20 protein-coding genes are annotated in these 26,955 nt (G+C 68.1%); 3 read left to right on the forward strand and 17 right to left on the reverse strand.

Annotated features, from left to right (window positions below; translation table 11 throughout):
- Positions 1-36: 36 nt before the first annotated feature.
- The 11 genes from C6Y44_RS12355 to C6Y44_RS12405 all read right to left on the reverse strand — a co-directional run bounded on the left by C6Y44_RS12355 (position 37) and on the right by C6Y44_RS12405 (position 13,633).
- On the reverse strand, positions 37-1,908 hold the full coding sequence (locus C6Y44_RS12355) for a GAF domain-containing protein (RefSeq protein WP_159418364.1): 1,872 nt from the start codon (positions 1,906-1,908) through the stop codon (positions 37-39).
- 81 nt (positions 1,909-1,989) lie between these two features.
- Entirely contained in the window at positions 1,990-3,234 is a 1,245-nt protein-coding gene (locus C6Y44_RS12360) for a bifunctional 3,4-dihydroxy-2-butanone-4-phosphate synthase/GTP cyclohydrolase II (protein WP_159418363.1), read from the reverse strand.
- A 5-nt stretch (positions 3,235-3,239) separates the two neighbouring features.
- On the reverse strand, positions 3,240-3,734 hold the full coding sequence (locus C6Y44_RS12365; RefSeq protein WP_120282553.1) for a flavin reductase family protein: 495 nt from the start codon (positions 3,732-3,734) through the stop codon (positions 3,240-3,242).
- 64 nt (positions 3,735-3,798) lie between these two features.
- Positions 3,799-4,896: an LLM class flavin-dependent oxidoreductase gene (locus tag C6Y44_RS12370; protein ID WP_120282554.1), complete on the reverse strand. Its 1,098-nt coding sequence runs from the start codon at positions 4,894-4,896 to the stop codon at positions 3,799-3,801.
- A 54-nt stretch (positions 4,897-4,950) separates the two neighbouring features.
- Positions 4,951-5,376: a nuclear transport factor 2 family protein gene (locus C6Y44_RS12375; RefSeq protein ID WP_120282555.1), complete on the reverse strand. Its 426-nt coding sequence runs from the start codon at positions 5,374-5,376 to the stop codon at positions 4,951-4,953.
- A gap of 145 nt (positions 5,377-5,521) precedes the next feature.
- Positions 5,522-6,247 (reverse strand): SDR family NAD(P)-dependent oxidoreductase, encoded by a 726-nt coding sequence (locus C6Y44_RS12380; protein WP_120282556.1) that lies wholly within the window; start codon positions 6,245-6,247, stop codon positions 5,522-5,524.
- The gene (locus C6Y44_RS12385; RefSeq protein ID WP_192378853.1) at positions 6,244-8,217 is read right to left on the reverse strand and encodes an LLM class flavin-dependent oxidoreductase; all 1,974 of its coding nucleotides are present in this window, start codon (positions 8,215-8,217) and stop codon (positions 6,244-6,246) included. The genes C6Y44_RS12380 and C6Y44_RS12385 overlap by 4 nt, the downstream gene beginning before the upstream one ends.
- Before the next feature lie 74 nt (positions 8,218-8,291).
- Complete coding sequence (locus C6Y44_RS12390) at positions 8,292-9,929, reverse strand: long-chain-fatty-acid--CoA ligase (RefSeq protein WP_192378854.1); 1,638 nt, start codon at positions 9,927-9,929, stop codon at positions 8,292-8,294.
- Positions 9,926-10,966, reverse strand: coding sequence for an LLM class flavin-dependent oxidoreductase (locus tag C6Y44_RS12395; protein ID WP_159418360.1), 1,041 nt, complete (start codon positions 10,964-10,966; stop codon positions 9,926-9,928). The genes C6Y44_RS12390 and C6Y44_RS12395 overlap by 4 nt, the downstream gene beginning before the upstream one ends.
- 119 nt (positions 10,967-11,085) lie before the next feature.
- Complete coding sequence (locus C6Y44_RS12400) at positions 11,086-11,838, reverse strand: SDR family NAD(P)-dependent oxidoreductase (RefSeq protein WP_159418359.1); 753 nt, start codon at positions 11,836-11,838, stop codon at positions 11,086-11,088.
- 205 nt (positions 11,839-12,043) lie between these two features.
- Positions 12,044-13,633: an acyl-CoA synthetase gene (locus C6Y44_RS12405; RefSeq protein WP_192378855.1), complete on the reverse strand. Its 1,590-nt coding sequence runs from the start codon at positions 13,631-13,633 to the stop codon at positions 12,044-12,046.
- A 253-nt stretch (positions 13,634-13,886) separates the two neighbouring features.
- On the opposite strand from C6Y44_RS12405, the gene C6Y44_RS12410 reads away from it, so the two are divergent.
- A complete protein-coding gene (locus C6Y44_RS12410) occupies positions 13,887-15,362 on the forward strand; it encodes an ABC transporter substrate-binding protein (RefSeq protein WP_318653678.1) in 1,476 nt (491 codons plus the stop codon).
- A gap of 22 nt (positions 15,363-15,384) precedes the next feature.
- Here C6Y44_RS12410 and C6Y44_RS12415 read toward each other — a convergent pair whose 3' ends face one another.
- Both C6Y44_RS12415 and C6Y44_RS12420 read right to left on the reverse strand, forming a co-directional pair.
- Positions 15,385-15,684: a type II toxin-antitoxin system Phd/YefM family antitoxin gene (locus C6Y44_RS12415; RefSeq protein WP_263869921.1), complete on the reverse strand. Its 300-nt coding sequence runs from the start codon at positions 15,682-15,684 to the stop codon at positions 15,385-15,387.
- 162 nt (positions 15,685-15,846) lie between these two features.
- Complete coding sequence (locus C6Y44_RS12420; RefSeq protein ID WP_192378856.1) at positions 15,847-16,479, reverse strand: pyridoxamine 5'-phosphate oxidase family protein; 633 nt, start codon at positions 16,477-16,479, stop codon at positions 15,847-15,849.
- A gap of 146 nt (positions 16,480-16,625) precedes the next feature.
- On the opposite strand from C6Y44_RS12420, the gene C6Y44_RS12425 reads away from it, so the two are divergent.
- A complete protein-coding gene (locus tag C6Y44_RS12425; RefSeq protein WP_192378857.1) occupies positions 16,626-18,029 on the forward strand; it encodes an FAD-dependent oxidoreductase in 1,404 nt (467 codons plus the stop codon).
- A 51-nt stretch (positions 18,030-18,080) separates the two neighbouring features.
- On the forward strand, positions 18,081-18,476 hold the full coding sequence (locus tag C6Y44_RS12430) for a tautomerase family protein (protein ID WP_192378858.1): 396 nt from the start codon (positions 18,081-18,083) through the stop codon (positions 18,474-18,476).
- Between the two features lie 9 nt (positions 18,477-18,485).
- Here C6Y44_RS12430 and C6Y44_RS12435 read toward each other — a convergent pair whose 3' ends face one another.
- From C6Y44_RS12435 to C6Y44_RS12450, 4 genes are all read right to left on the reverse strand, one after another.
- Entirely contained in the window at positions 18,486-19,634 is a 1,149-nt protein-coding gene (locus tag C6Y44_RS12435) for a glycoside hydrolase 5 family protein (RefSeq protein WP_192378859.1), read from the reverse strand.
- 75 nt (positions 19,635-19,709) lie between these two features.
- Positions 19,710-23,870, reverse strand: a complete 4,161-nt coding sequence (locus C6Y44_RS12440) for a TIGR02680 family protein (protein ID WP_159418354.1) — start codon at positions 23,868-23,870, stop codon at positions 19,710-19,712.
- Positions 23,867-25,261: a TIGR02678 family protein gene (locus C6Y44_RS12445; protein ID WP_159418353.1), complete on the reverse strand. Its 1,395-nt coding sequence runs from the start codon at positions 25,259-25,261 to the stop codon at positions 23,867-23,869. The genes C6Y44_RS12440 and C6Y44_RS12445 overlap by 4 nt, the downstream gene beginning before the upstream one ends.
- On the reverse strand, positions 25,258-26,748 hold the full coding sequence (locus C6Y44_RS12450) for a TIGR02677 family protein (RefSeq protein WP_159419230.1): 1,491 nt from the start codon (positions 26,746-26,748) through the stop codon (positions 25,258-25,260). Before C6Y44_RS12450 ends, C6Y44_RS12445 begins: the two co-directional genes overlap by 4 nt.
- Positions 26,749-26,955: the final 207 nt, after the last annotated feature.

The following is a 26,955-nucleotide window of genomic DNA, read 5'->3' on the forward strand; positions in this document are numbered from 1 at the left end:
TTCCTACAATGGCATCCGGTCAGGGATCTGCGCTGGTCAGCGGGCCGCGAAGTCGAGGATCTGGAAGGCCAGGCGCGCAGCGAGCAGTACGTCCAGACTCGTCGGGTCCAGGCCGGTGAGTTCCTTGATCTTGCCCATGCGGTACCGGACCGTGTTCTCGTGGACCTCGAGCGCCAGCGCGGCGCCCTGCACCCTTCCCTCCGCGGCGACGAACGCCCGCCACGTCTCGAGCAGCACACCGTCGTCGGCACCGCGCACGGCGTGGACGTACTCGTGGGCGAAGCGCACTGCGTCCTTGACGCGTCCGGAACTGACGACGACGCGGAAGAGCCCGAGTTCGGTGACGTCGAGGACACCGTCGGACCAGTCGAACGATCGCGCGATGTCGGCAACCTCTTTCATCTCGCGGGCCGCCTGCGGGAAGCCGGTGATCTCGCGGCACACGCCGGAGATGACCGTGGCGCCGGTGGCGAGCTCGGGTTGCAGTGACTCCCGCACCCGCCCGACCCGGTCGCGGAGGGTCTGCATCTCCTCCGCCGACCCGCCGTCGGGGAGCGGGACGAGCACGATCACGTGGCCGGGCAGTTTCACCGCGGCGGGTTCGTCGATGCCGAAGACCTCCCGGAACCGGCGGGTGACGAGCCGTTGCGCCGCGGAGGCGGTGGTACGCGGGTCAGCGGACAGCTCGAAACGTACCAGCACGTGCGGGTGGGTGAGGTCGATGCCGAACTGGGGGCCCCGGCGCAGCAGATGCTCCTTGTCGCGGGTGTTGCGCAGCAGGTCGGACAGATAGTCGTCTCGCGCTTGACCCTGGGTTTCGATCTGGCGTCGTTCGGACAGGATCTGCAGTGACAGCACCGTCGCGCCGTGCTCGGCCAGATGGCTGTCCACCGTCTCGAGGGAACGCCCGACCTCGACGATGCCGAGATAGCCGTTCGGCCGCCCTTCGATGATCAGCCGGCACATCAGGTGCCGTCGTCCGAGTCCCACCGACAGAGTCGGTGGGACGATCGCGGAGGGACGTTCCGGGCTGAGACCCGCCAGTTCCGCCTCGACCGACGGCATCCTCCGCACCTGCTGGGAGATAACGGGCGGGCGGTCGAGACCGAGCGTTGCAGGAGACGCCCAGGCCAGGACCCGGAAGTCCTCGTCGTAGAGCACTACGGGTTTGGCGGACAAGCTCGACAGCAGCGTCACCACGCTGTGGATGTCGGCGCCTTCGAGGACGGCGTTGGTGAGTTTGCGGTGCACGTCCGCGAGATAGGCAAGCGTGTTGCGGCTGCGGGCGATCTCCGAGGCCTGGCTGCGCAGCCGGACGTTGAGCATCGCCTGACTGATGAACAGCGCACTGAGCTGCGCGAACATCTCCGCGATCTCGACGTCCTCTTGGGTGTAGACGTGATCGCGGTCCTTGTCGTCGACGAAGAGCAGGCCGATGACCTCGCCGTCGAACACCAGCGGCACACCCAGCATCGCCCGCACCCGCCAGTGCTCCATGGTGCGGCGGTGCGGGCGCGGATCGTTGGCGACGTCGTCGATGAGGACAGGGCGCGCGGTCTCGATGACTTCCCGGCTGAACCGGTCGCCCGCGATACCGGACTCCTGGCGTTTGACGGCCTCGGTGATGTCACCCTGGTCGGAACAGTGGCCGGCGGCGCCTCGGAACCGGCCGTCCGGACGTTTGAGGTAGAGCGATGACCGGGAGACTCCGATGACGCTGCACAGCTTCACACACACCGAGCGCAGGAGGTGTTCGAGGTCGGCGTCCCCGATGGCCTCCCCGGTTATCTCGGCGAAGGCGGTGATGACGTCGCGTTCTCGCGGCGGGTCGGCGGAGGCGGGTGGCACAGTGCCGACGGCGTCGGGCCGCGTGGTGCTCTCGGTGCCCGCGCTCGGCAGCAGTGTCATATCGTTCCCTCTCCTCCCAGGATGTGGCGGCCGTTACTCCACATCGTTGAATTGTGGAATATCACAATCTACCGGATCCCGTCACGTGGCCATCGCGTCGGGCAGGCCGTGATCGAGTACGTGGCCCATGCGGTCCCGCTTCGTCCGCAGATACCGCACGTTGTGGGCGGTCGCGACGGTGGGAAGTGCGACCCGACCGACGATGTCAATCGAATAACCTTCGAGTCCACCGAGTTTCGCTGGGTTGTTCGTAATCAGACGCATCCGGCGAACCCCGAGGTCGGCGAGGATGCGGGCGCCGACGCCGTAGCTTCGTGAATCGTCGGGCAGGCCGAGCGCGCGGTTGGCGTCCACGGTGTCGAGACCTTGTTCCTGCAGTGAGTACGCACGGATCTTGTGGGCGAGACCGATACCGCGACCCTCGTGGCCGCGAAGGTACACGAGCACCCCGCATCCTTCGCGAGCGATCTCGGCGAGGGCCTGTTCGAGTTGAGCGCCGCAGTCGCAGCGCAACGAACCGAGGATGTCGCCGGTGAGACACTCGCTGTGCACGCGGACCAGCACGCCTTCGTGGCTGCGTCCGGCAGCGGTGACATCACCCATCACCAACGCCAGGTGTTCGGTGCCGTCGAGAACCGACCGGAACGCCACCGCCCGGAACTGCCCGAACTCGGTGGGCATCGTCGCTTCGGCGACCAGTTCGACGAAAGGTTCGGTCGCGGCGCGATACCGCACCAGATCCGCGATGTGCAGCATCGGTAGATCGTGGACGCGCGCGAACTCGACGAGGTCGTCTCCCCGGCGCATCGAACCGTCCTCGGCGACGATCTCGCCGATCACGCCGACATCACCGGCGCCGGCGAGACGCAGCAGATCGACGGTCGCCTCGGTGTGTCCGGCCCGGGCGAGGACCCCACCCTCGCGGGCGCGCAGCGGGAAGATGTGACCCGGTCGGCGCAGGTCCGGGGACTCGGTGGTGTCGGCGGCGAGCGCCCGCACGGTCGCCGCTCGGTCCTCGGCGCTGACCCCGGTACCGGTCGAGACGTGATCGACGGTGATGGTGAACGCCGTGCCGTGCGCATCGGTGTTGCGTTCGACCATCGGAGGCAGCTCGAGCACATCGGCACGATGGGCCGTCATGGGCGCGCACACGATGCCGGTGGTGTGGCGGACGACGAATGCCATCTGTTCGGCGGTCATCGTGGCCGCCGCGGCGACCAGATCGCCTTCGTTCTCACGCTCGTCGTCGTCCACGACGACGACCATGCCGCCGGCGGCGAGGGTCTCGACGGCGAGCTCGACCTGCTGTGCGGGTGTGTGAGGCATGGCGACTACTCCTGTCCTGCGCTGTGTGTTCCGAAGGCGCGCCGGTGGTAGGTGAGCGGCGGGTTGTCCGTACAGTCGGCGTCCTCGACGTGTCCGAGGACCACTACGTGGTCACCGCCGTCGACGAGATCCGCCACGGTGCAGGCCACCCAGCCGGGGACGCCTTGGATTCGAGGCACGTCGGACGACAGCGACCAGTCGATGCCGGCGAACTTGTCGGTGCCCTTGCGGGCGAAGGCCAGGGCCAGGGCGTCCTGACCGTGACCGAGGATGTTGATGCCGAAGCGGCGCTGCTTGCGGACCACCGTCAACAGATCCGAGGCACGATCGAGTGCGACGAGCACCATCGGAGGAGCCATCGACAACGACGCGAAGGCACTGACGGTGGTGCCGTGCGGTCGATCACCGTCGAGTGCGGTCACCACCGTGACCGGGGTGCAGACGCCGGCCATCACGTCGCGGAACGCGGTGGTGAAGTCCTGGGTGGCAGGGGAGTTCATGTCGTCCTCCGAGGGGAATCGAACGGGCGGTGCCCGAGGGTTCGGGCACCGCCCGGGTCAGGGGTCAGGCGTTGGCCGGAACCGGTGCCTTCATCTTGTGCAGCTCGGGAACGACCTTTTCGCCGTACAGCTTCAGAGCTTTCTCGGCCTGCTCGATGGGAAGGCCACCGAATGCGAACGCGGCGTTGGCGAAGAAGTCGCCGATCTTCTCGTGCCGGGCCGCGTACTTCTCGACGATCTGCTCCGGCGTGCCGTAGACGTTCGCCTCCACGTAGGCGTCGGCGGCGGCCTCCATGCCGGCTTCGCGGATCATGTCCGCCCCCACCTGGTACGTCTCGTAGCCCTTCGTGTTCCGCCAGTGCTCACCGGCGAAGTCGTAGTGCTTGATAACCGAAAGGAAGTAGCGGGCGACGTGCTCGTAGGCGAGCCGGCGGGCCTCTTCGGCGTCCTCGTGGCAGATGACGAAGTCCTGGATGACGGGCGGCAGCGGTTCGGTGCCCCAGCGCTCCCGGTACAGGTCGCGCCAGCGATTGATCGTCTCGGCGTGCTTTTCGAACTCGAACTGCATGAAGGTCATCATGCGGACGCCGAGGTCGGCGATGACGGGCACAGAATCGGGCGACATCGCCGCACCGAACAGACGGTCGCGACCCCACTCGTATGTCGGGTTCGGGGCGGGCCGGATCTCCACACGTGACTGGGGGTAGAACTCGCCTTCCGGGTTGTCGACGACACCGGTGCGTAGGCCCTCGATGGTGATCTTCGCGCCTTCGATGAACCGTCCGCGGGCCTCGTCCATGGGGATCCCGAAGGCGTCGTACTCCATCTTCGCCAGGCCACGGCCCATGCCGTAGAGGGCGCGACCACCGGACATCATGTCGAGCATCGTCATCTTCTCGACGACGCGCACCGGGTTGTTCCACGGCAGGATCACGGCGCCGGTGCCGAGCTTGACCGTCGAGGTGCGCGCGGCGAGGTACGACATGATCTGCATGTTGTCCGGGCACATCGAGTAGTCGTCGAAGTGGTGCTCGGCGGACCAGACGGCGTCGAAGCCGTACTTCTCCGCGTCGACGCCCATGTCGAGCTCGCGAGTGAAGACTTCCTGGTCGCTGACGTTCTCGTGGTAGTTCTGGAAGACCAGCAGCATTCCGACGTCCATGGACGTATCTCCTTGTGTAGGTGAAAGAACGGGATGGGAATGGAGAGGTGTGGGTCAGGGTGCGAGGAAGACGGCCCGGGTGTGTTCGGTGTCGAGGAACTCCTTCACCGACCGGATCAGTCCGTCTCGGACTTCGAAGACGAAGTGGTAGAGGTTGTTGTAGACGCGGCCGTTGTTCATCTCCGAATACGACTCGGTCTCCACCGCGACGCGGTCGCCCTCGGCGGTCCATGCGAGCGGAGTCAGCGCGATCGCGCCGGTCTTCGTGTTCGCCGACAACCCCGAGAGCATCGCGCGGAATTCTTCCTTGGTCTTGGTGCCGGAGATGCCTTCGATGGTGCCGGCAACCCACCAGGTCGCGTCGGGGGAGAGATAGCCGAGGATCGCTTCGACGTTGCCGGTGGAGAAGACCTCCATGAATTCGGCGATGAGCTTCTTGTTGGCCGCTTCGAGGCTTCCGGCACTCGCGACGTTGTCCATCTGAGCTCCTTGAAGAGGGGAATTGGACGAATCCTGCAGCGGGGGAACGAGTTTCTGTGCTGCCAGGGTCGAGAGTAATCGGATTTCTGTGGTGTGGGTCACGCGAGTTCTCCGGTCGTTGTAGGTCGCTACAACGACCGGAACCTCAACTACGCGAGCTGAACGAGCTCATCAGCCCGCCATCGGTGGCCACAATGCTGCCCGTCATGTAGGGCGCATCCGCGACACCCACGACGACCTGCGCAATCTCCTCGGGCCGGCCGGTACGGCCCATGGGAATGGCAGCGACGACCTTCTCGCGGGCACGCCCTGTGAGCGCCGAGGTCATGTCGGTATCCACGAAACCCGGGATGACCAGATTCACCCGGATGTCGCGCGGAGCGAGTTCGACGGCCAGCACCTGGGTCAACCCGCTCAGCCCGGCCTTGGCCGCACCGTAGGCTACATCCCCGGGAAAACCCCGGAAACCCACCACCGCACCGACATTGATCAGTGCGGCGCCGGCGTCGAGTCGCGGCACCACCGTACGCGCGAGTTCGAACGCCCCTGTCAGGTTGGTCGCGATCACCTCGTCCCAGTGCTGCCGGGACAGATCGCCGATCCGTCCGCCGCGGTGCACGCCCGCGGCGTTGACCACGACGTCGAGCGAACCGAACCGGTCGAACACCTCGGCCACCCCACTGCCGACCGAGGCCGAATCGCCGATATCGGTATGGATTTCGACCACCCGATCGGGATGGGTCCACTGCTCGGTGGCCGGTTTGCGAGCGAACACCGCGACGCGGTCCCCGCGAGCGGTGGCAGCCTCGACGACGGCGCGGCCGATGCCGCGCGAACCACCGGTGACCAGCCAATTCTTCGAGTCGCTCATCGGTTCAGGAATCCCGTCAACTCGGCGAGGTAGCGGTCGCGCTCCTCGAGGAAGGGCGCGTGCCCGCTGGACGTGAATTCCACGACCTCGGCTCGCGGGTTGAGCGCAGGTACGGCTTCGGCCGCGGAGAACGGAACGAAGTTGTCGGCCCGGCCGTGCAGCAACAGGATGGGCACCTCGAGGGAGGCGATCTCCTTGCGCAGATCGATCGTGGCCAGATCCCGCAGCGAGTCGTCCCCGCGGGGGCCCATGGCCATGAACATGTCCCAGATCGAATCGAGCACGGCCTCGCCCGGATTCTCGGCGCACACCGCCGCAGCAACGCCGCGGAAGGTCTCGGCGCGGTTGGCGGCAGCCGACGCCAGGACGCCTTCGACATCGGCGACGCTGCCGCCGTGCGGCCAGGCGTCGGTGGCGGTGTAGCGGGGAGAGGCGCCACCGGTCAGGACCAGCGCAGACGCCCGTTCGCCGAGCTGGGCGACCGCCGCGGTGGCAACCGCCCCGCCGAGCGACCATCCGTTGATCACCGGCCGGTCGAGATCGAGATGATCGACCAGGCGCACGATGTCCGACGCCAGCGCCTCGATGGAGACGTCGTCGAAGTCCTTGTCCGAGCGTCCGCAGCAACGCAGGTCGACGGTTACGACCTCGTTGCCGTTGGCGCGCAGGGCCGGCAGGGTCGTGTCCCAGGCCCGAGTGGTGGCACCCCAGCCGTGGATCAGGACGATCGGCCGTCCGTCACCGCGGTGATGTTCGAAGTAGATGCTGCGGTCGTTCTCGACGGGCAGAAATCCCATGGTGTCCTCCTGTGCGAGTGGGGAAGTGGGGTAGGTATGGATTTCGGGTACGGATGTCGCAGTGTGCGAGTCGGATTCGCGCAGCGCGCGGGGGACGACGGGTTCGCGTCCGCGGAAATGCGGGATGACGTGTTCGGCGAACAGTTCCAGCGAGCGCATGACCTTTTCGTGTTCGAGTCCGCCGAAGCGCATCCAGCAGATGAGGTGCTGCAGACCGGTCTCGTCGTGCAGGGTCTCGATCTGGCGGATCAATCCGTCGGGCTCGCCGACGTAGACCACGCCGCCTTCGCGCAGGCCGTCGACGGTCATGCCCCCGGCCTCCTCGCTGGCGGTGACGAGCTGGGCGTAGCGTTCGTAGGTGGCCGGCACGTCCGGTCCCTGCGGCACCGCGGTGAGCGCAGCGTCGAAATACCAGGTCAGGGCGTCGTGTGCGTTCTCGACCGCCGCGTCCTCGGTGTCGGCGAGGTGAATCTGCCAGTTCATGGGGAAGTCGAGGTCGAGGATGTCGCGACCCAGATCGCGCAGCCGCCGTTTGGCGTCGACGACGAAGGTGTTGAGCTCGGGCATCGTCATGAGCGTGGGCGTGACGAGCATGTTGTAACCCTGGTCGGCAGCCAGATCCAGGGTTTCGGGACTGATGGACGCGATATAGATCGGCGGAGTGGGTTGCTGGACGGGCGCAGGCCGGCAGTCGATATCGACGAGGTCGAAGTGCTTACCGTGATGGGAGAACGGTGCTCCGACCGGCTTGCTCCACAGGCCTCGCACGATCTCCAGGGCTTCGACGAACCGCTCGCGGCTCTCGCTCTGCAGATGTCCCACGCCCATGTTGTGGAACTCCTGCGGCTGGTAACCACGACCGACCCCGAAGTCGAGGCGGCCGCCGGACAGGACGTCGACCATCGCGTAGTCCTCGGCGATGCGGACCGGCCAGTCGAAGGTCAGGTTGCTCACGGCGATACCGATGCGCATCCGCTCGGTGCGAGCTGCGATGGCCGCCGCCGCGACCTGTGGCGACGGCATCGAGCCGTAATCGGTTCCGTGATGCTCGGCCAGCCACACCTCGTCGAAACCGAGCTTCTCGGCGTAGGCGATCTGGTCGAGCATCTCGCGGTAGGCCCGCGCGAAGTCGTGGTCGGGGCATTCGAGGACGTAGAAGATCCCGAACTTCACGGTGTTCCTCCTCGGGACGACGGATGCCCCCGGATCGGTGGGCCGGTGGACCCGACGCTAGAGCGAGGGCGGCCTCACCCGGGCGAACCTGCGGTCGAGCTGTTGTGGGTATCCACAAACAACCGGTCTCGGACGGTGCTGCGCAGGCGTTTCTTGTCGAGTTTGCCGACGCTGGTGCGGGGCAGGTCGTCGACCACGACGATGCGCTCGGGCAGCCACCACCGCGGCACGATCGCGGCGAGCGCGTCGGCTACGGCATCCGGAGCGAGCATGGTTCCCTCGGTGGGGCACACGAAAGCCAAGGGACGTTCCTGCCAGCGTTCGTGCGGCACCGCGATCACCGCGGCTTCGGCCACACCTGTGATGGTGGTCAGTGCCTGTTCGAGGGCGAGCGAGCTGATCCACTCACCGCCGCTCTTGATCAGGTCCTTCGCCCGATCGACGATGGTCAGATAGCCTTCGGGATCGATCGTGGCGATGTCGCCGGTGCGCAGCCAGCCGTCGACGAACGCCTCCGGGTGCTCGTCGCGGAAGTAGTTTTCGGCCACCCACGGTCCCCGCATGAGCAGTTCGCCGCGGTCGATGCCGTTGTGGGGAACTACAGTGCCCTCGTCGTCGACGAGCTTCCACCGCAGTCCCGGGAGCAGCCGTCCCTGCCTGCGGATGTAGGAATATCGCAGTTGCGGGTCGTCGTCGGCGGTTCGTGGCGGTCGGGCGAAGGTACCCATCGGCGAGAGCTCGGTCATGCCCCAGCCCTGATAGGCGCGCACATCGAGGTCTTCCTCGATGCTGCGCACCAGCTCCGGGGTCGGGGTCGACCCACCGAGGACGAGTGCGCGCAGGCACGTCAGATCGATGCCCAAGGACACCGCGTGTCGCACGAGGTCTACGGCGACCGTCGGCACCATGCCGGTGTAGGTGACCTGTTGCTCGGCGAGGATGGTGGCGATGTCGGGCACAACCGGATGCTCGCCGGGAAGCACCTGGTTCGCGCCGGTCATCAGGGCGGCGAAGGGGATACCCCATGCGTTGGCGTGGAACATCGGCACCACGTGGCAGACTGTGTCACGTTCGCTGATCGCGTGGCCGTCGGCAAGGCAGGCCGTGAAGGTGTGCAGGTACAGGCCCCGATGCGAATACCCGACGCCCTTCGGTGATCCTGTGGTGCCCGAGGTGTAACACAGTGCGGCAAGGTCGTTCTCGTCCCGTGGCACCGGCTCGGAGAGTGGGTCGACGGCTGCGGCGAGCGCGTCCAGGTTCGGCAGGCCATTGCCGTCCCCGTCGGTGGTGAACACGGGCATGTGGGGACGTTGCGCGCGCGTCGCGTCGAGCAGGGGAAGCAGGGAGGAGTCGACGAAGACGACGCGGTCGTCGGCGTGGTCGACGATGTAGGCGATCTCGTCGGATTCGAGCCGCAGATTGACGGTGTGGAGAACAGCGCCGGCCAACGGAACCGCCATGTACAGCTCGAGATGACGGTAGTGGTTCCACGCGAGGGTGGCGACCCGATCACCGGGACGCACGCCGAGGTCCACGAGCGCCGCTGCGAGCCGCAGCACGCGGTCGGCGTACTCGCCGTAGGTATATTCGAAGACCTTCGCGCCGCCCTGGTATTGGGTGATGGTCTTCGCGGAGAACAGATCTCGCGCCCGGTAGAGGAAATCGGTGATCACGAGGGGAGTGGTGGAGCCGGTGGTCGGCGCCGGGGTCATGCGGATACCTCCTGTCGGGCGGCGGCGACCGCCGCGCGTACCTGTGGGATCACCTTGGAGGTGAGCAGTTCGATACGTGCCGAGCCGCTGTCGACGGATTCGCCCGGCAGTTGCGCCCAGAAATGAACGTCCTTGATCTGCGGGCGTGCCACGAGCATCGTGGTCAGTTCGGAGACCGCGATGTCGGCGTCCCACAGGGTGAACGAGCCCGCGTCGAGCAGGTCCTGGGGAGTCGTGAAAGTCGGGACGGCGTCCGGCGGACCGAACGCGCCCATCTCGATGTACCCGTTGATCTGGTACAGCGCGTGCTCGCCGATGCGTGCCCATTCGCGTTCGGGATCGTCGGCGATCACCGCCCATTGGCCGGCATAGATCCGGCCGTCCTCGCGTGAACGACCGACACGATCGAGGGCGTCCAGATACATCTCATGGTGGGCGTTCTGGGTGCTGAGATAACCGTCGGCAATCCGAGCGGCCCGTTCGATCGCCGGTTCGGCCATTGCTCCGACGAGCAGTTGCGGGGTGGATTCGGGTCGCGGGGTGACGGGCAGGGCGGGGAAGTCGTAGCGCTTGCCATGGAATTCGCCGCACTCACCCGACCAGGCGCGACGGATGAGATCGAGACCCTCCTCGAGCAGACTCGGGCGGTTGCGCAAGTTCTGCCCGAAGGCGGCGAATTCCGGCTTCCAGTAGCCCTGCCCGACCCCCAGATCGAAGCGACCCGCGGTGAGCAGCGAGAGGGTCGCGGCGTCCTCCGCGAGGCGGATGGGATTGTGTAGCGGCGAGACGATGAGATTCGTGCCGATGCGCAGCGAACGGGTGCGTGCTCCGATTGCTGCGGCGAGCACGAACGGCGACGGGGTGTAGCCGTCGGCCATGAAGTGGTGCTCCGTCAACCAGACCGATTCGATGCCCCGGGCCTCGGCCCAGGTGATTTGTTCGAGGGTCTGGGCATAGAAGTCGGTGAACGTCCGCGGCCACCGTTCCGGGTTGCGGAAGTCGTACCACAGGCCGAACGTGCAGTTCTCATCGTTCACGGCGCATCTCCTCGAGCTTCGTCGGCGGGCTTCGGGTATGTCGTGGATCACACGATGCCTTGCCGAGGCTGCACGGTGAAGCGCTCCGTGCCGCCGCCTTTGTGGGCGGATCCAAAGGATCAGAAGTTGCCCTTCGCCGCCCATCCGCCGTCGACGGGGTAGATCTCGCCGGTGAGGAAACTGCCCTCACGCATGAGATACGCGACCATCGATGCGATCTCCGTGGGTTCGCCGAGACGTCGCACGATATGGGCGTTTGCGTTGGCCTGCCGCATCTCGTCGGTGATGTCGGCGAGAATCGGGGTGTCGATCGTGCCCGGGCAGATCGCGTTGATGAGGATGTTCTTCTCGCCGTACTCGAAGGCCGCCTGCTTGGTCAGCGAGACCACCCCGCCCTTCGCGGCGGAATAGGACGCCAGGTTCGGCAGTCCGCGGAGCGCGGCCATGGACGCGATGTTCACGATCCGTCCGCCGCCGCGTTCGATCATGTGGGGAATTACGGCCTGCATGCCGAGCCACACGCCCTTGAGATCGGTGCCGACGACGTGGTCCCACGCCTCTTCGGTGAGTCCGACGACGCTGTCCTCGCTGAGCATGTTGACCACGCCCGCGACGTTGGCGAGCAGGTCGACGCGGCCGTGGCGCTCGACGACCTCGCGGACGACGTTCGCCCAGTTGTCCTTGAGCCGCACGTCGAGATGGTGGGCTTCGGCCTTACCGCCGAGTTTCAGGATCGTGTCGAGGGTGCGGGTCGAATCCTGGATGTCTGCTACGACGACGGTGGCGCCTTCGCCGGCGAGACGCTTGGCGGTGGCCTCACCGATACCCTGTGCGGCGCCCGTGACGATTGCGATCTTTCCGTTCAACGACATCGTTCTCTCGTTTCTGTCCGTGGAGTCGGGTGGAGGAACAGGATCGAGTCCTGTGCCGCCAGACGCTACGAACGCGAGGGTCCCGATGGTGAGAGAACTGTGACGACGATTGGAGAGCGGAACAACGAAAGTGCTCCGTGCAACGATTCGAGGTTGATGTTGTTTGCGATTTCCCACCGGATCTCGCGAACAACATCGGTCTCGATCAGCCCCGGACGAGTCTGGTGCGGGTCGGGCCGTGGTCGTCCCAGTACTGCTCGCGGATGTGGCGTTTGTAGAGTTTGCCGTTCGGGTCGCGCGGCAGGTCTGGCACGAAGTCCACGCTGGTCGGGCACTTGTAGGTGGCGAGTTCGCGTCGGCAGTGGGTGAGCAGCTCGTCGGCGAGCGTGTCGGAGGCGGCATCGGGATCGACGAGTTGCACGACCGCCTTCACCGCCTCACCCATGTCCTCGTCGGGGACCCCGATGACGGCGACGTCGAGGACGGCGGGGTGCCCGATGAGCACGTTCTCGGCCTCCTGCGGGTAGATGTTGACCCCGCCCGAGATGATCATCAGAGCCTGGCGATCGGTGAGGTAGAGGTAACCGTCGTCGTCCAGATAACCCATGTCGCCGAGCGTGCGCCAACCGTTGGGGTGGGTGATACCGGCGGTCTTCTCCGGATCGTTGTGGTACTCGAACGGCCGACCGCCCGCGAAGTACACGACGCCGATCTCCCCGGGCGGTAGTTCCTCGCCGTCCTCGCCGACGATGTGGCATTCCTGCATGGGCAGGCCGACGGAGCCGGGATGCGCGAGCCATTCCGTCGCCGAGATCTGGCTGGCGCCGACATCCTCGGTGCCCGAATAGTATTCGTGCACGATCGGACCCAACCACTCGATCATCCGGTGTTTCACCGAGACCGGGCACGGCGCCGCGCCGTGCGTGACCTCCTGCAGCGACGACAGGTCGTAGCGTGTTCGCTCGTCGTCGGAGAGTTTGAGCATGCGCACGAACATGGTCGGTACGAACTGCGCGTAGGTGACGCGGTGCCGTTCGATCAGTTCGAGGCAGTGCAGCGGATCGAACCGTTCCATCACCACGACGGTCGCGCCGAGACGCTGCGCCGACATGCAGAACACCAGGGGAGAGCCGTGATACAGCGGGGCGGGGGACAGGTAGACGCTGCCCGGTCCGATGCCGCGCGCCGCGACGCCCTGTGCGATCAGCACCGGCGGGGCGGTGGGATCACCGAACGAGGTGCCGGGCAGGGGTTTGCGAACTCCCTTGGGGCGACCGGTGGTTCCCGACGAGTACAGCATCTCGCGGCCTTCGACGGACTCGTCGATCGGGAGCGGGTCGTGACCGGCGAGGATCGCGGTGTAATCGTCGAAACCGGGGAGAGTGCCGTCGGTGCACACCCGGATGTGGGCGGCCGACAGTTCGAGTCCGTCGACGACATCGGTCATCGACTCCGAGGTGATCAGTGCGGCCGCCCCGGCGTCGTCGAGGATGTACTGGACCTCCGACTGGCGCAGATGCCGGTTGATCGCGGTGTAGTACAGGCCCGAGCGCTGGGCGGCCCAGGCGACTTCGAGGAAGGCGCGGGAGTTCTCCATGAGGATGGCGATGTGGTCGCCGGGTGTCAGTCCTCGATCGCGCAGGTAGGTCGCGAGTCGCGCGGATCGGTCGTCGAGTTCCCGGTAGGTGACCACCTCGCCCCGTCCCATGACGATCGCCGGCACGTCGGGGGTGTGCCGAGCGTGCGCGGCGGGGGTGAGTTCGAGCTGGGTCGGATCGGCGGCCGATGCCGTCATGGGGACCTCCGGACATTCACTCTGTGTTACAAGAAGATGATTCTCTTTTGTGAGAGTATCGTTTCGATCCGGTCGTGGCCAGGCTTCGACCGCAACCGATATTCCACCCCGAAGTCCCGCTGCCACAGGCACTGCCGGTGAAGGAGTCCCGATGCTGCACCACCTACGTCGTCGAACCCGACGCACGATTTCGGCGGTTGCCGCGGCCGTGTCGGTGGCCCTGGTACTCACCGCCTGCGGAAGCAATGGTTCCGTGGCCACGGCGGACGCGGAGGTCGGTGACCCGGTCCACGGTGGGACGGTGCGCATCGTCCAGGGCGGGGAGCCGCGTTCGCTCGATCCCGCGACCCTCGTCAACGCCTGGGTCTCCAACAGTCTCATCGGCAACGCCCTGTACGGCACGTTGCTGGTCAACGACCCCGAGACCGGCGATCCGAGCCCCGTCCTCGCGGAATCGTTCGACACCACCGACGGTGGCACCACCTTCGAACTGACACTGCGTGAGGGCATCACCTTCACGGACGGCACCGCCTACGACGCCGAGGCCGTCCGCCACAACTGGGACCGGATGCGCGACCCCGCCGCGGGCTCGCCGTCGTTGATCCAGGCATCACAGATCGAGGCACTCGAGGTCACCGACCCGCTCACGCTGCGGGTGACGCTGCGGGCACCCAACCCGCACTACGGCCAGGCCGTGCTGTGGAGCGGGTTGAACTGGATCGCCTCCCCGGCCGCACTCGACGGCGGCCGGCAAGCGTTCGACGAACAACCCGTCGGGGCCGGTCCGTTCACGATGACGCAGTGGCGGCGGCAGGACCGGATCATCCTCGAACGCAACCCCGGATACGAACCGGCGCCCTATCTCGACGGCATCGAACTGATCCACAACGGCGACACCAACCAGCGGATCAACGCGGTGATCGCCGGGGAGGCCGGCGTCGCCGTCGAGGGGAGCTGGGCGTCACTCGGCCGCGCCGAGGACGCCGGGCTCCGCACTCTCGTCCAGCCGACGGGCGGCGGGCAGTTCCTCGCCCTGAACACCCGGCGGGCGCCTTTCGACGACGAACGAGCGCGACGCGCTCTCGCCCTCGCCATCGACATCGACGCGCTCAACGACGTCGTCTTCGCCGGACGCGCGGAACTCCCGCGCACCCTCTTCGACGAGTCGTCACCGTTCCACACCGACATCGCGGTCCCGGCCCACGACCCGCAGGCCGCGCAGGAGCTGTTCGACGAACTCGCCGCGGAGGGCCGACCGGTGTCGTTCACCTTCCTGGCCTACACCTCCGTCGAGAACAAGGCAGTCGCCGAAGCGGTGCAGGCCCAACTGAGCGCGTTCGACGGTGTCGACGTCCGGGTCGAGGTCCTCGAATTCGCCTCGGCGTTGCCGCGGCTCAACACCTACGACTTCGACGTCGCGATCACCTCGGCCACGATCCTCGATCCTGATACCGCCCTGTGGTCGAACTTTCACGGCGACTCGACCGGCAACTTCACCGGCATCGACGACGCGGAACTGAACACTGCCATCGACGAGGGGCGACGCGCGGCCGATCTCGACGCGCGTATCGCCGCCTACGAGATCGCGCAACAGCGCATCGTCGACCTGAACCCCGTCGTGTGGTACATCCGCACCGCCCCGGCCGCGGTCCTCGGCGACGGCGTGCACGGCGTGCAGATGTACGGGATGGGATCGATCCGTCCGGAACTGCTGTGGACGACGGGCTGACGACCCTCCCGCATCGCGAAGGTCAGCGGGAACGCTGCCGCTTCTTGCGTTTCTTCTTCTTGTTCTTCGTGCGCCGGCGCGCGGGGGCCGGGCGCGGTTCGTCGGTCGGCGCGGCGGCCTCGAGCAGTACCCGCTGCATCTCCCGGCGCAAGCTGTCCATGAGCTCGGGGGAACGCAGCAGGAAGGTCGCCTCCTGCAGCGCCGCGTAGCGGTCCTGAGAGATCAGCACGCCCGTGCCGCGTTTGCCGACGATCTCGACGGCGACGGTGTCGTCGTTGACCTCCCGGACCAGCTCACCGAGCCGCTTGCGTGCGGCTTTCACGGACACGGACGTTGATGGCACTCGCGGCGACTCCGATCTGTTCCCCCGACGCGGGCATCCTTTCATCACCGATGTCGGATTCGGGGGCGGACACGACGGAAAATCCCTTCGATGTCACAACGGAAAGTCCGTTCGATGTCACAACGGAAAGTCCGTTCGATGTCACAGAAGCGCGCGCACGGAGCGGGGCAGCGCGGTCGAGGACCCGGTGATCGGCGACGGGATCGGATCGCCGGCGACGGTACGCAACGGCACCACTCCCGCCCACACGGAGTGGTCGTCACCGTCCCCGGGGTCCTCTCCCGGCCCGGCTGCCCGGACCTTCACGCTCACCTCGGCGAGCGGCAGTTCCAGGACCGTGGTGGCGGCCAGTTCCTTCGGTGTCGGCGACCGGACCTCGTCCCACCGACCGGGAATCAAATGCTCCGTCACCACCTTCAATGCGTGTTCCTTCTCGCCCGGCGCGACGGGTGTGGCCACGCCGAACAACACGGCGCTGCGGTAGTTCATGCTGTGGTCGAAGGCCGACCGGGCGAAGACGAGCCCGTCGAGATGCGTCACCGCGACCGACACCTCGATTCCGGACCGCGCAGCGAGGAACATGCCGGCGCCGGTCGAGCCGTGCAGCAGCAACCGGTCCTCGTCGCGGCCCATGGCCATCGGCAGCACCACGGGCGATCCGTCGCGGACGAAACCCACGTGCGCGATGCGGGCCTCGTCGAGGAGGCGGTGCAGCACCGCTGGATCGTCGGTGCCGCGTTCAGGTTTGCGGGTCAGGCGCGTGCGGTCGCTCATGGCACCGATCGAAGCAGCGACGCCGCGGCCGGGCAACCGGATTCCGAATCGAGTAGTGCGCTACTCGCGACCGTCGACGATCGCCACCACAGACTTCGTGTACAGGCACGAAGTGCGACAGTCGATCGGACGACGGAGATGACGAGATGAACAAGATCGGTGACCACGCAATCGTTCTGGGCGCGAGCGTCGGTGGTCTGCTCACGGCCCGCGCGCTGGCCGAGTCCTACGACGTGGTGACAGTGGTCGAACGCGACGTCCTCCCGTCCGGTGCAGAGAACCGTCACGGGGTACCGCAGGGGCGGCACGGCCACGGGCTCCTGGCCCGCGGTGCCCGCACCATGGACGAGTTGTTCCCCGGCATCCTCGACGAACTGATCGCCGACGGCGCACCGGTGATCGCCGACGGCGACCTGTCGGAGATGCACTTCGTCCTCGGTGGGCACCGGCTGGCATCCTCGGGCCGGTTCCGCGACCGCCGAGCCACCTACGTGCCGAGTCGGCCGCTGCTCGAACACCATGTCCGGCGACGCGTCCGCGCCATCCCGAACATCACCCTCCTCGACGGACATAACGTCGGCGACCTGGCGACGACACCCGACCGCTGCCGGGTCACCGGGGTGCAAGTGGGCAGCCGCGAGGGTGTTCGGACCATGACGGCGGATCTGGTGGTCGACGCGATGGGACGGGGCGCCCGCACCCCGGCGGGCCTCGAGAAACTCGGCTACGGGCGGCCTGCCGAAGAGCACGTCGTCGTCCACGTCGTGTACCGCAGCCAACTGCTGCGACTCGCGCCCGGCACACCGATGGAGAAGATGGTGCTGATCGGTGCCGTACCGGGACGCCCCTCGGGCATGGCGCTGTTCGGCTACGAGAACGACACATGGCTGTTCACGGTCGCTGCGATGGCCGGTCGCGAACCGCCACCGAGCCTGGACGGCATGATCTCCGCCGTGGAGGCGTACGCACCCGACCACGTCGTGGCCGCGCTCCGTACCGCCGAACCCCTCGGCGAGGTGGCACAGCACAAGTTCCCATCCAGCCAGTGGCGGCACTACGAACGGATGCACCGTTTCCCGGACGGGCTGCTCGTCTTCGGCGACGCGATCTGCAGCTTCAACCCGATCTACGGTCAGGGCATGACGGTCGCCGCTGTCGAAGCGATGTCGCTGCGGGAGTGCCTGCGGCGCGGCGAGGACGACCTGTCCCGCAGGTTCTTCCGGGCCGCAACGAAACCGATCGGTGCTGCGTGGCAGCTCGCCGTCGGCTCCGACCTGGCGCTACCCGAGGTCGAAGGACCCCGCAGCGTGCAGACCCGGCTCGGCAACGCGTACGTGGCGCGGGTCCTGGCCGCCGCCGAGAACGATCCCGTGGTCGTCGACCGATTCCTTCGGGTCAGCAGCCTGATGGATCCGCCCGGACATCTGATGCATCCCGCGCTCGTGGGTCGGGTGTGCGTGGGCAACCTCCGGCGACACCGGAGAACCAGCGGCGAGCCCGCGGCCGTCCCCAGCGAGAGGCGGAGGAGCTTCTCGGCCGTCCGCAGATGAATTCCGCCTCTGTCCATTGCGCAGCGGTCCTCCGACGGGTAGAAGTGTCGGATGCCCAGCACGCTCATCGAGGTTCGTACCCGCCACGACCGCGACGTCGAGACCGGCATGATCGACGCAGTCCACGACGCGCTCGTCGCCGCCTTCCGAATCCCGGCGGCCGACAAGCACATCCGGCTCGTGGTTCACGAACCCGGACGCTTCGCGGTGCCGCCGACCCTGACCTCGCCCGAGCTCTACACCCTCGTGATCGTCGACTGCTTCGCCGGGCGCAGCGTGGACGCCAAGCGTCACCTCTACCGCGAGATCACCGAGCGGCTGGGCGCATTCGCGATCCCCGCCGACCACGTGACCGTGATCGTGCGCGACATCCCGACCGAGAGTTGGGGGATCCGCGCCGGACAGGCTGCCTGCGATGTGGACCTCGGCTTCACCGTCGACGTGTGAGGACTGCTCTTATGGAGAGAACTGCGCGTTGGGGAGGGCGGAGGGTTCGAGGGACCCGAGATTCTCGACCACATCCCACAGTGGGTCGTCGAATCCGATGTCGTAGGTGCAGTCGCCTTCCCTCGGGTCGGGCACGAACGCCCACAGCAGTGCACCCGCGGTGCCGGCGGCGCGTTGGCCCTCGATCTTCGTGGTGATGTGGTCGGCGCGGTCACCGAGCGCCCCGCAGGACCCGGCGAGTTCGCCGATCTCCGCCACGAGCAACGGCTTTCCGACGGCTGCGGCCTGTGCGACCCGCCGGGCGAGGCCGTTCCACTGATCGCCGGGCAACGGCACGGCGTCGGCACCGTAGTCGTGGTACTGCACGGCATCGACATAGGGGGAGGCGCTGACGAACTGGTATTCGTCACCCTGGGTTCCGCACTGGCCACCCCCGGTGTAACCGGCCGTGATCAGGGTGCGAGGGTCGACGGCGCGCAGTTCGGCGCCGGCCGTGTCGAAGAAGTCGCGCAGCACCTGCGCGGCGCCGGGTTCGCACGACCGGGTCCACCACTGGCACGCGGCGTCGGTGCACGAACTCGTCTCCGGTTCGCCGATCAGCTCCCACGCCGCGAGGGACGGGGAGTTCCGGTAGCGGGCGACGGCGGTGTGCATCCAGTCGCGGTAGCTCATCACCACCCGCTCGTGACCCGGGGTGAATTCGGTCCACCCGTCGACGTACCACTGCCGTCCCTTGAAGACCTCGTCCTCGCACGCGCCGTCCTGCGGTGCCAGGACCGGCAACAGCATCTGATCGTGCGCTTCGGCGGCCGCGAAGACCGCGTCGATCGGTCCGAAGTCGAGCTGCCCGGTGAACCGGTTGACGGCCAGCGCCTGGAAGAGGTTGAAGCGGGTGAGCGAATTCGGGGGCAGTGCACCGAAATAGGCATCGAGGTCGACCATCGCTCCGCATCCCCAGTTCACCGACCAGTCGGTGGCGAGCTGGTAGGCGTTGAACCCGGTGGGCCACCAGGCCCGACCGTCGAGCGCGAAACCGTCCGGCGACGCGGTCACCCGCGCGCCGGGCTCCGGTGCCGCTGCCGCGGGGCTCGTGCCCAGCAGTAGCCCGGCCACGGTCGCAACGCCGACGATGAGTCTGGATACCCGAAGCCTCGTCATCTTCGGATCGTAGGACCGCGACGCAGGTGAAAGCCCCGATCGAGGCGGAACACGCCGCAGTGACCGTCGTCACGATCAGGCGAACTCGAGGGCCCCCTCCACCGGACGTGTCACCCGCCGGGTCCGCGGAGATCCGAGCGCGCTCTCCAGATCCGACCCGTCGTGCTCGGCGAGCAGTTCGCCACCCGACCACACCAGCAGCGTGGTGGCGACGGTGTGCTCGGCCACCGAATGCGACAGATCGTAGTGCGCACAACCCGGCACGCCGGCATAGGTGATCCACAGGTCGAAACCGGTCATGAACAGATCGAGGTCGAATTGCACGGACAGACCGAGCAATTCGCTGCGGCCGGTGTCGTCGACGCCGGCGAAGGCCTCGTCCAGGGCGAGCAGACGCGGCGCATGCGGGTCGGCGGAATCGAGCATCACGTGCGCTGCGGCGAACAACGGCAGGTGCAGGGAGACGGACTGCTCGCCACCGGACAGCGCCGAATGTCGGGCCGGGGTGAGCCGGTCCTCGCTGCCGTCCGAACCGACGAGACTGAACGAGAACACCCGCCACCGGCGGTAATCCAGCGTCGCGGCGAGGATCTCCGGGTACGACCGTTCCGGATGCGCAGCCCGCTCCGCGCGGATCCGCGACGCGAAATGCGCGCGGATCCCCGCCAGATCCTCCGGAGCCAGCATCGACGCGTCGCGGTCCAGAAGCTTGCACACCGCCCGCGCCGGCTCGTCGAGATGGTCGGCGAGCACCCAGTGCACCCCGATGGTGTTGCCCGAGGACATGTGCCGCTGCCGCATCTCGGTACCCATCCGGGCGATGAGGTCGCGGGCGTCGACGGTGCGTTCGTGGATCTGCTGCGCGAGACCGGTGAGCAGTGCGTCCTCGAGGATGCGCCGTTCGGAGTCGGTGAGCAGAGTTTCCTGTTCCTGCCGCGCCCGCGCGATGCGCTGCGCGAACGCCGCGACGGACGTGTAACCCTGTTCGTCCTGCACCTGCACGACGGTGATGCCGTCGGCGGCATCCCAGTGCAGCCGGTAGTCGCGGCCCCGGGCGAGTTCGGCGTCGAACTCCTGCAGTGCGGAGGTCAGTGCCGAGGCCGTGGACTTGCGGGTCGACTCGGAGGCCGTGACCGACTCGGTGGCGGCGTCGAGTGCCCGGAACAACGCGAGGACCGCGGTGGGCAGCACGTCGACCGTGTCGTCGGGGGACTGCCGGATCCGGTAGGCCAGCTGATCGGCGTCGAGCCACGCGGCCGCGCTGGACGGCCACACGTGCTCGCTCTCCACGCCGAGCAGGGTCAGCAGGTCGCGCCGGGCGAAGGGCGCCAGGGCATCGGCGTCGGCGCGGGCCTCGGTGAGCGCCGACCGCAGCGTCTGCTCGGCGCCCGTATGGGCGGCCTCGGCCTTGCCGATCCGTTCGAGCGCCGATTCGTGGGCCTTACGTGCGGTCCGCTCGGCGGTCTTCGCCACCTCGATCCGGCGCCGGGCCTCGTCGAGCTGGGCATCGATCCGGTCGGCGCTCGCCCCGATCGACTCGCGGAGCGTCTCGAGCTTCTGCTGCTCGTTGGCCAGCGTCTCGGCGTTCTCCGCCGCGAGCTCGGCCGCATTCTCGGCGGAGACCCGCGCCTCGTCGAGCCGAACCTCGGTGTCGCGGAGGCGATCACCACAGGTGACCTGCTCGCGCAGGGCGCGCTGCAGGGCCTGGCCCTGCGAACGGAAGTGCCGCACGGCCGCGTCGAGACTGTCGAGTTCCGTCGCGGTGAGCGGCGCCCGGTGCCGGCCGGCGGTCGAGCGCAGGTGCTGCTCCTTGGTGGCGACCGCGGCGATCGCCTGGTCCAGGTCGCGATCGGCGGCAGCCGCGGATCCGGATGCGGTCCGCAACGCGCCGGCGCATTCGGTGACCTTGCGCAGCGCCGCGAGCACGGATCCGGTGCGCGGCAACGACTTCGCGGCCTCGTCGAGTGCCGTGATCCGGTCGCCGATCTCGCGGTCCTGCTCGCGCAGCGACTCCACGTCGGCGCGGCACTCGGCGATGGTCGTCTCGAGTTCGACGATGCGACGCTGCCGGCGCCGGGCGCGGGCGGTGGCTCCGATGAACTCGGCCTGCTCCTTGACGTGGCGACCGAGCTGCACTCCCTGACGGAACCCGCCGTGCGCATCGACCGACACCCGCGCGTCCGGACGGGGATCGGTGGCCCACGCGATCGACGACAGCACCGCGGCGACCCGTTCCTCGGGCACGGCCGTGTCGGATTCGGGAACGAGCACATCCGTGAGCGTGGGGCCGCTGGGGCGGTGCTCGGGCGCCAGCGGAACCAACAACTGCTCCGACTCGATGTCCGGCAGGTCGCCGGCACCGTCGGTGATCCACCCGTCGAGCAGGTTCGCGGCCTGCAAGGCCGCTTCGATACCGGCGGCGTCGTGCGCCGACACGTCGTCGCGGAACCGGACGAGCTGCCACAGCGGCGCGCCGACGAGATCGTCGCGGCTGCCGGTGCGAGCCGGGAACGCCGGGGGAGCGTCGTCGCGTTCGGCCGCGACGGCGGTGCGTTCGGTCTCGAGTTCGGCGATCCGGGTGCCGAGCGACTCGATCTCCGAGGCGCACACGCGACGCCGGAACCGCAGGTCGTCGAGCACGGGCCCGGTGTGATCGGCGAACACCGCTGCCGGGGACGGGGCATCGTCCTGACCGACGGTGCCGAATGCGGTGTCGAGCGCCTCGAAGGCCGGAGTGGACACACCCACGGCGGCGAAGGTCTCGGCGCGATCGGACCACCACCGGCCCAGCTCGGCGGCGACCTCGCTGCGGGACAGCTCGACCATGGTCTCGGCGGCCTCCACCGCGGCCGACGCGGTGTCGCGTTGCGCGCGGGCACGCACCGCGGCGGCCTCGGCCCGCGACCGCGCGGCGGTCGCACCGTCGAGCTGGGACAGTGCGTTGCGCACCGCGCGCACGTCGGCGTCGCGTTCCTCGGCGAGCGCGTCGATCGCGGCGTTGAGCTGCTCGGTCCGTTCGATGCCGTCGAGGCCGGTCCATGTGATGCCGGCGTCCTCGGCGGCCGCACTCAGTCCGTCCTCGGCGCGACGACGTGCCGCCGTCGCCGTTTCGAGGGCGTCGCGGGCGCTGTCGTGGTCGCGGAGCCGGTCGGCCACGACGGCCTGGGCGCGGTTCGCCTGCTCGGCCTGTGCGGCGGTGGTGCGCTCGAGGTTCTTCACCGCGGACGCGAGGTCGTCGAGTTGTTGTTTGCCCTCGTAGGCGCTGGAGCGGTGCAATGCTTCGAGGGTGGTGCGGGCCTGTTCGTGGTCGCGTTCGGCCACCAGGAGCTGTTCCTCGGAGGCCGTGCGGGCGGCGGCGGCCTCGGTGCGGGCTTCGGTCGCCTCGCACAGCGACCGGACCGCGGTGTCGACTACCCCGAGACGGGTGGCGACCTTGTCGACGGCGGTGCGCGCCTGCTGACGGATGTACTTCGAATACACCTTGACGAACTGTTGCGCCGCATCGTCGGCGGCGGCGAGGGATTCGAGGGTGCGCTCGACCTCCTCGATCGCGGAGAACGAGCGGGCGGCCTCGACGATGAGATCGTCGTCGAGGGGGCGAAGGCCGTCGGTCAGCGCCTGCGACAGGCCCTTCGGGTCGAGGTTCTTGGCGAGTTGGGGGCGGCGCAGCGTGAGGATCAGGTTGATCAGCTGGTCGTAGCGTTGCGCGCCCAGCCCGAACATGCGCGCGTCGATCGCGGCCCGGTAGTCGACGGGACGATCGGCGATCGCGTCGGCTCCGATCTGATCGACGAGCTGCTTGCGGGTGAGCGGGCGATCCTCGTCGTCGAGCAGCGAGAAGTCCACTCCCACACGGCCGTCGACGACGAAATGCCAGCGGGTGACCTTGTCGTTGCCGCGGGTGGCGCGCATCCCGATACCGACGGTGACGGCCTCCGGGTCGTCGGCGCGGCCGCGACAGAACTCCATCCACACGTACGAGTGGGCGCTGTCCTGCCCGCGGTACAGCAGGTTCGAGCGCATGGTGCGTTCCTCGCCGGCGAACGGATTCAGGCGTCGAGGTTCGATCCGGCCGTCGAGCACGAACGGGAACAACACCTCGAGCGCCTTGGTCTTGCCCGACCCGTTCGGCCCGCGCAGCACCAATCGCCCGTCGGCGAACGAGAACTCCTGGTCGCGGTAATCCCACAGATTGATGATCCCGGCACGCGTGGGGCGGAATCGGGCGCTGCTCATGAGATCTCCGTCGTGGTCGTATCGGGGGCGGGAACTGTCGGTGGGGTGGTCGCGGGGAACAGGTCGATCTCCGGATCCCGTTCGCGCACACTGACCGTCACGCCGCGGAAGCGGGCGATCGCGGGCAGGACGAGCACCCCGCCGGGCACCCGGGCCACCAAGCGCAGCCGATCGAGCATGTCCACCGCGGCCTCGGCCAGTCCCGCGGGGTCGGCTTGCCACTGCGCGGCGAAGGTCCGGCCGTAGATGTCGACGAGGCGACCGACCGTGCCCGCCAGCCACGAATCCTCGAGCAGTGGATGCTCGAGCGGAGCGCGAGCGTCGTCGTCCTGCTCCTGCTCGTCGGGGATCGGGGTGTCGGACGCCGCGAGCGGGGTGAACACCGTCGACCTCGGGATCGCGGAATCGACCGCCGCGACGAGGACGTCCTGTATCTGTGCGGGCACCGGCATCCGTGGCGGAGCGGGGGCGTCGGGATCGAGGACGCGATCGCACATCTCCCCGGCCAGCAGCAGCGCGACCTGCGCGACCGTTCCCGTGTTCGGGAACCGCACATCCGACAACCGTCCCGAGGTATCGACCAGCGCAACGCCTTCGGCGCGACGCTCACAGATCAGGCCGGTGAGCAACTCCACTTCGTCGGTGGTGCGCGGCAACGCCAACTGCAGCGCTTCGTCGTCGTCGAGATCGTCGGCGTATACCACGGGACGCTGCACCAGCGCGCGTCGCACCCGCCGCCGAACCTCCGCCGTATCGGAGTGCGGGGCACCGGCATTGCCGAGCAGACCGCGAACCGATTCGAGATGCTGCAACGCCCGCGGCGGTCGGAACAGGGCGTGCACGACCGCACGGTCGACGTCATAGAGCGCCTCACCGCTGTCGGGATCGCTCGCCCACCTGCCTGCATCACCGTCGGCGAGGGTGATCGCGCCGCGCACGCCGAGCCAGGTCACGGCATCGACGAAGGCATCACGATCGGCGGCACGCTCGGTATCGAGCTCGACACCGTCCACCCGGCTCGCCTCGGACGCGACGTGCTCGGCGAGTTCGGACAGCGTGATCTGCCCGGCGCCGCGACCGAGCGCGGCGATCGCCAACGCGAGATAGGCATAGCGGCGCCGGTCGAACGGCCGGCCGGTGTGCGTCGACGTGCCTGCCCCCGCGTCGAGGCGATCGGCGACGGTGAACAGTCGCGCGGTGGTCTCGGTGACCTCGAGCCGGTACCCGAAGGTGGCGAGCAGATCCTCGCGCAGCTCGGTGGCCCAGCGGCGCACCGTCGCCAGCGCCGACCGGTCGGGAAAGGTCGCGGTGACGAGATGGTGGGTGAGCACCAGCCGCGCGGCGCGCTGATACGAATCCAGCTCGACGGACGGAATCGAACGGACCCTCATCGCACCTCCACCGACAGGCCGTCGAGATACAGGCGCCCGCGCGCGGTGTGCACCACCGTCGACTCGCCGCTCGGTCGGAGGGTGAGCTTGACGCCGTTCTGCGTACCGGAGGAGGCATCGTCGCTGCGCACCCGGCCGCTCACGGGCACCCGGGCCGACAGTGCGGCGTCGAGCAAGCTCAACAGCACCTCGGCTTCCGGTTCACTCAGTTTCCGTTCGCGCACACCTCCGGCGGCGAGGGAGCGCGCCGCTTCGGCCCGGCGACGCTGCTTCTCGAGCTGCGCCTCGCGCAGCCGCCGTACTCCGGCGTCGTTGCGCTGGATCCGCCCCGGCGCTCCCGCTGCGGGGCGCCGGCCGGTCTCGGCGAGGGTGCGGGCGATCTCCACGGGAGGCGCGTCCCACCACGACCGGGTGACCGGCACGATGTCGGCATCGGGATGGGCGACGGAGAAGTGTCGGGGCCGCCCCAGGTCGAACACCGCATCGAACAGCGCGTGCGCGGCCTCCTCGGACGGCGCGGCAGCGAACCAGCCCGCGAGATGCCGCAGCTGCGACTCGCGGCTGACACCCCCACGACGCTGCTCGGTGAGCCGGCGCAGCAGCCCGAGCACCGCGGAGATCGCGTTGATGGTCGCGCCGCGCAGGCGTTCGGATTCGCTCGGTTCGGAGCCCACACCGACGAACCAGTGTTCGATGCCCCACCAGCGCTGCGCCCAGTCCGCTTCGCGTTCCTCGAACGAGAGCAGCACCCGCTCGTCGTGCCGGGCCGCGGCCGCGGTGAGCTTCTGAACCCCGGTGGCCTGCACCCGGTCGAGCGCCGCGGAAAGCTTCGGGGCGTAGCGGGCCAGATCGGTGCTGAACTCACGCATGTGGGTGAGCAGCGCGTCCTTGTGGGCGAGGAAGGTCTCCGGGGTGACCTCGGTGGTGCGCAGCAGCTCGCCGAGGACGAGATAGAAACGGGCAGCGCGCTCGGCCATGTCCGACAGCGTCGCGTCGAGGCGACTCAACTTCCGGTAGACCAGTTCGCCGTCGCCGGCCGCGTTCGCATCGGCGAGATCGTTCAGGTCGGCGAGCAGATCGGGGAGGGCCAGACGCGACAGCGAGACGTCCTCCCCACGGGAGGACAGCACGTCCTCCACGGCGCGGAACACCCGGTAACCGGCCTGCCCGAACTGGTAGACGTAGTGCCGGTTGCGGTACTCGGCGAGCGTCGCCGCCCGGGATCCGTCGTAGCTGCGTTCGAGCACACCCCACGCGTGCAGCTGCTCGAGCAGGGCCGGGATCTCGGAGGAATCGGGCACGTCGTCGCTGCTCGCTCCCGGGAGCCGGGCGAGGACGTTCTCGACGTCGCCGGCGTGCAGCAGCACCGAGTAGTTGCCGCGCGCATGATCGAATGCGCGCAGAACCCACAGGTAGTGCACCCTTTTCTCGGCCGTTGCGAACGAGAAGAGGCGCAGGCGGTCGTCCCGCACCAACGCGTCCTCCATCGCGCCGAACCGCGCTCGGCCTGATTCACTCACCGTGACAGGTTAGGCGGCGCAACCGACGGGTCCGGACAACACCCGGCGTGAGTGTCGGCACGATCGTTGCCCGATGGACGCCCCGATCCGCGGCGGCGGCCCGCCCCGAGCCGTTACGGTCGAGGCGGTGCGCTCGGCGAGGGCAGTGCACCCGGACAGACGCCGCAGCCTCCG

This window comes from Rhodococcus rhodochrous, assembly GCF_014854695.1.
In the GTDB taxonomy this organism is placed as follows: Bacteria; Actinomycetota; Actinomycetes; order Mycobacteriales; family Mycobacteriaceae; genus Rhodococcus.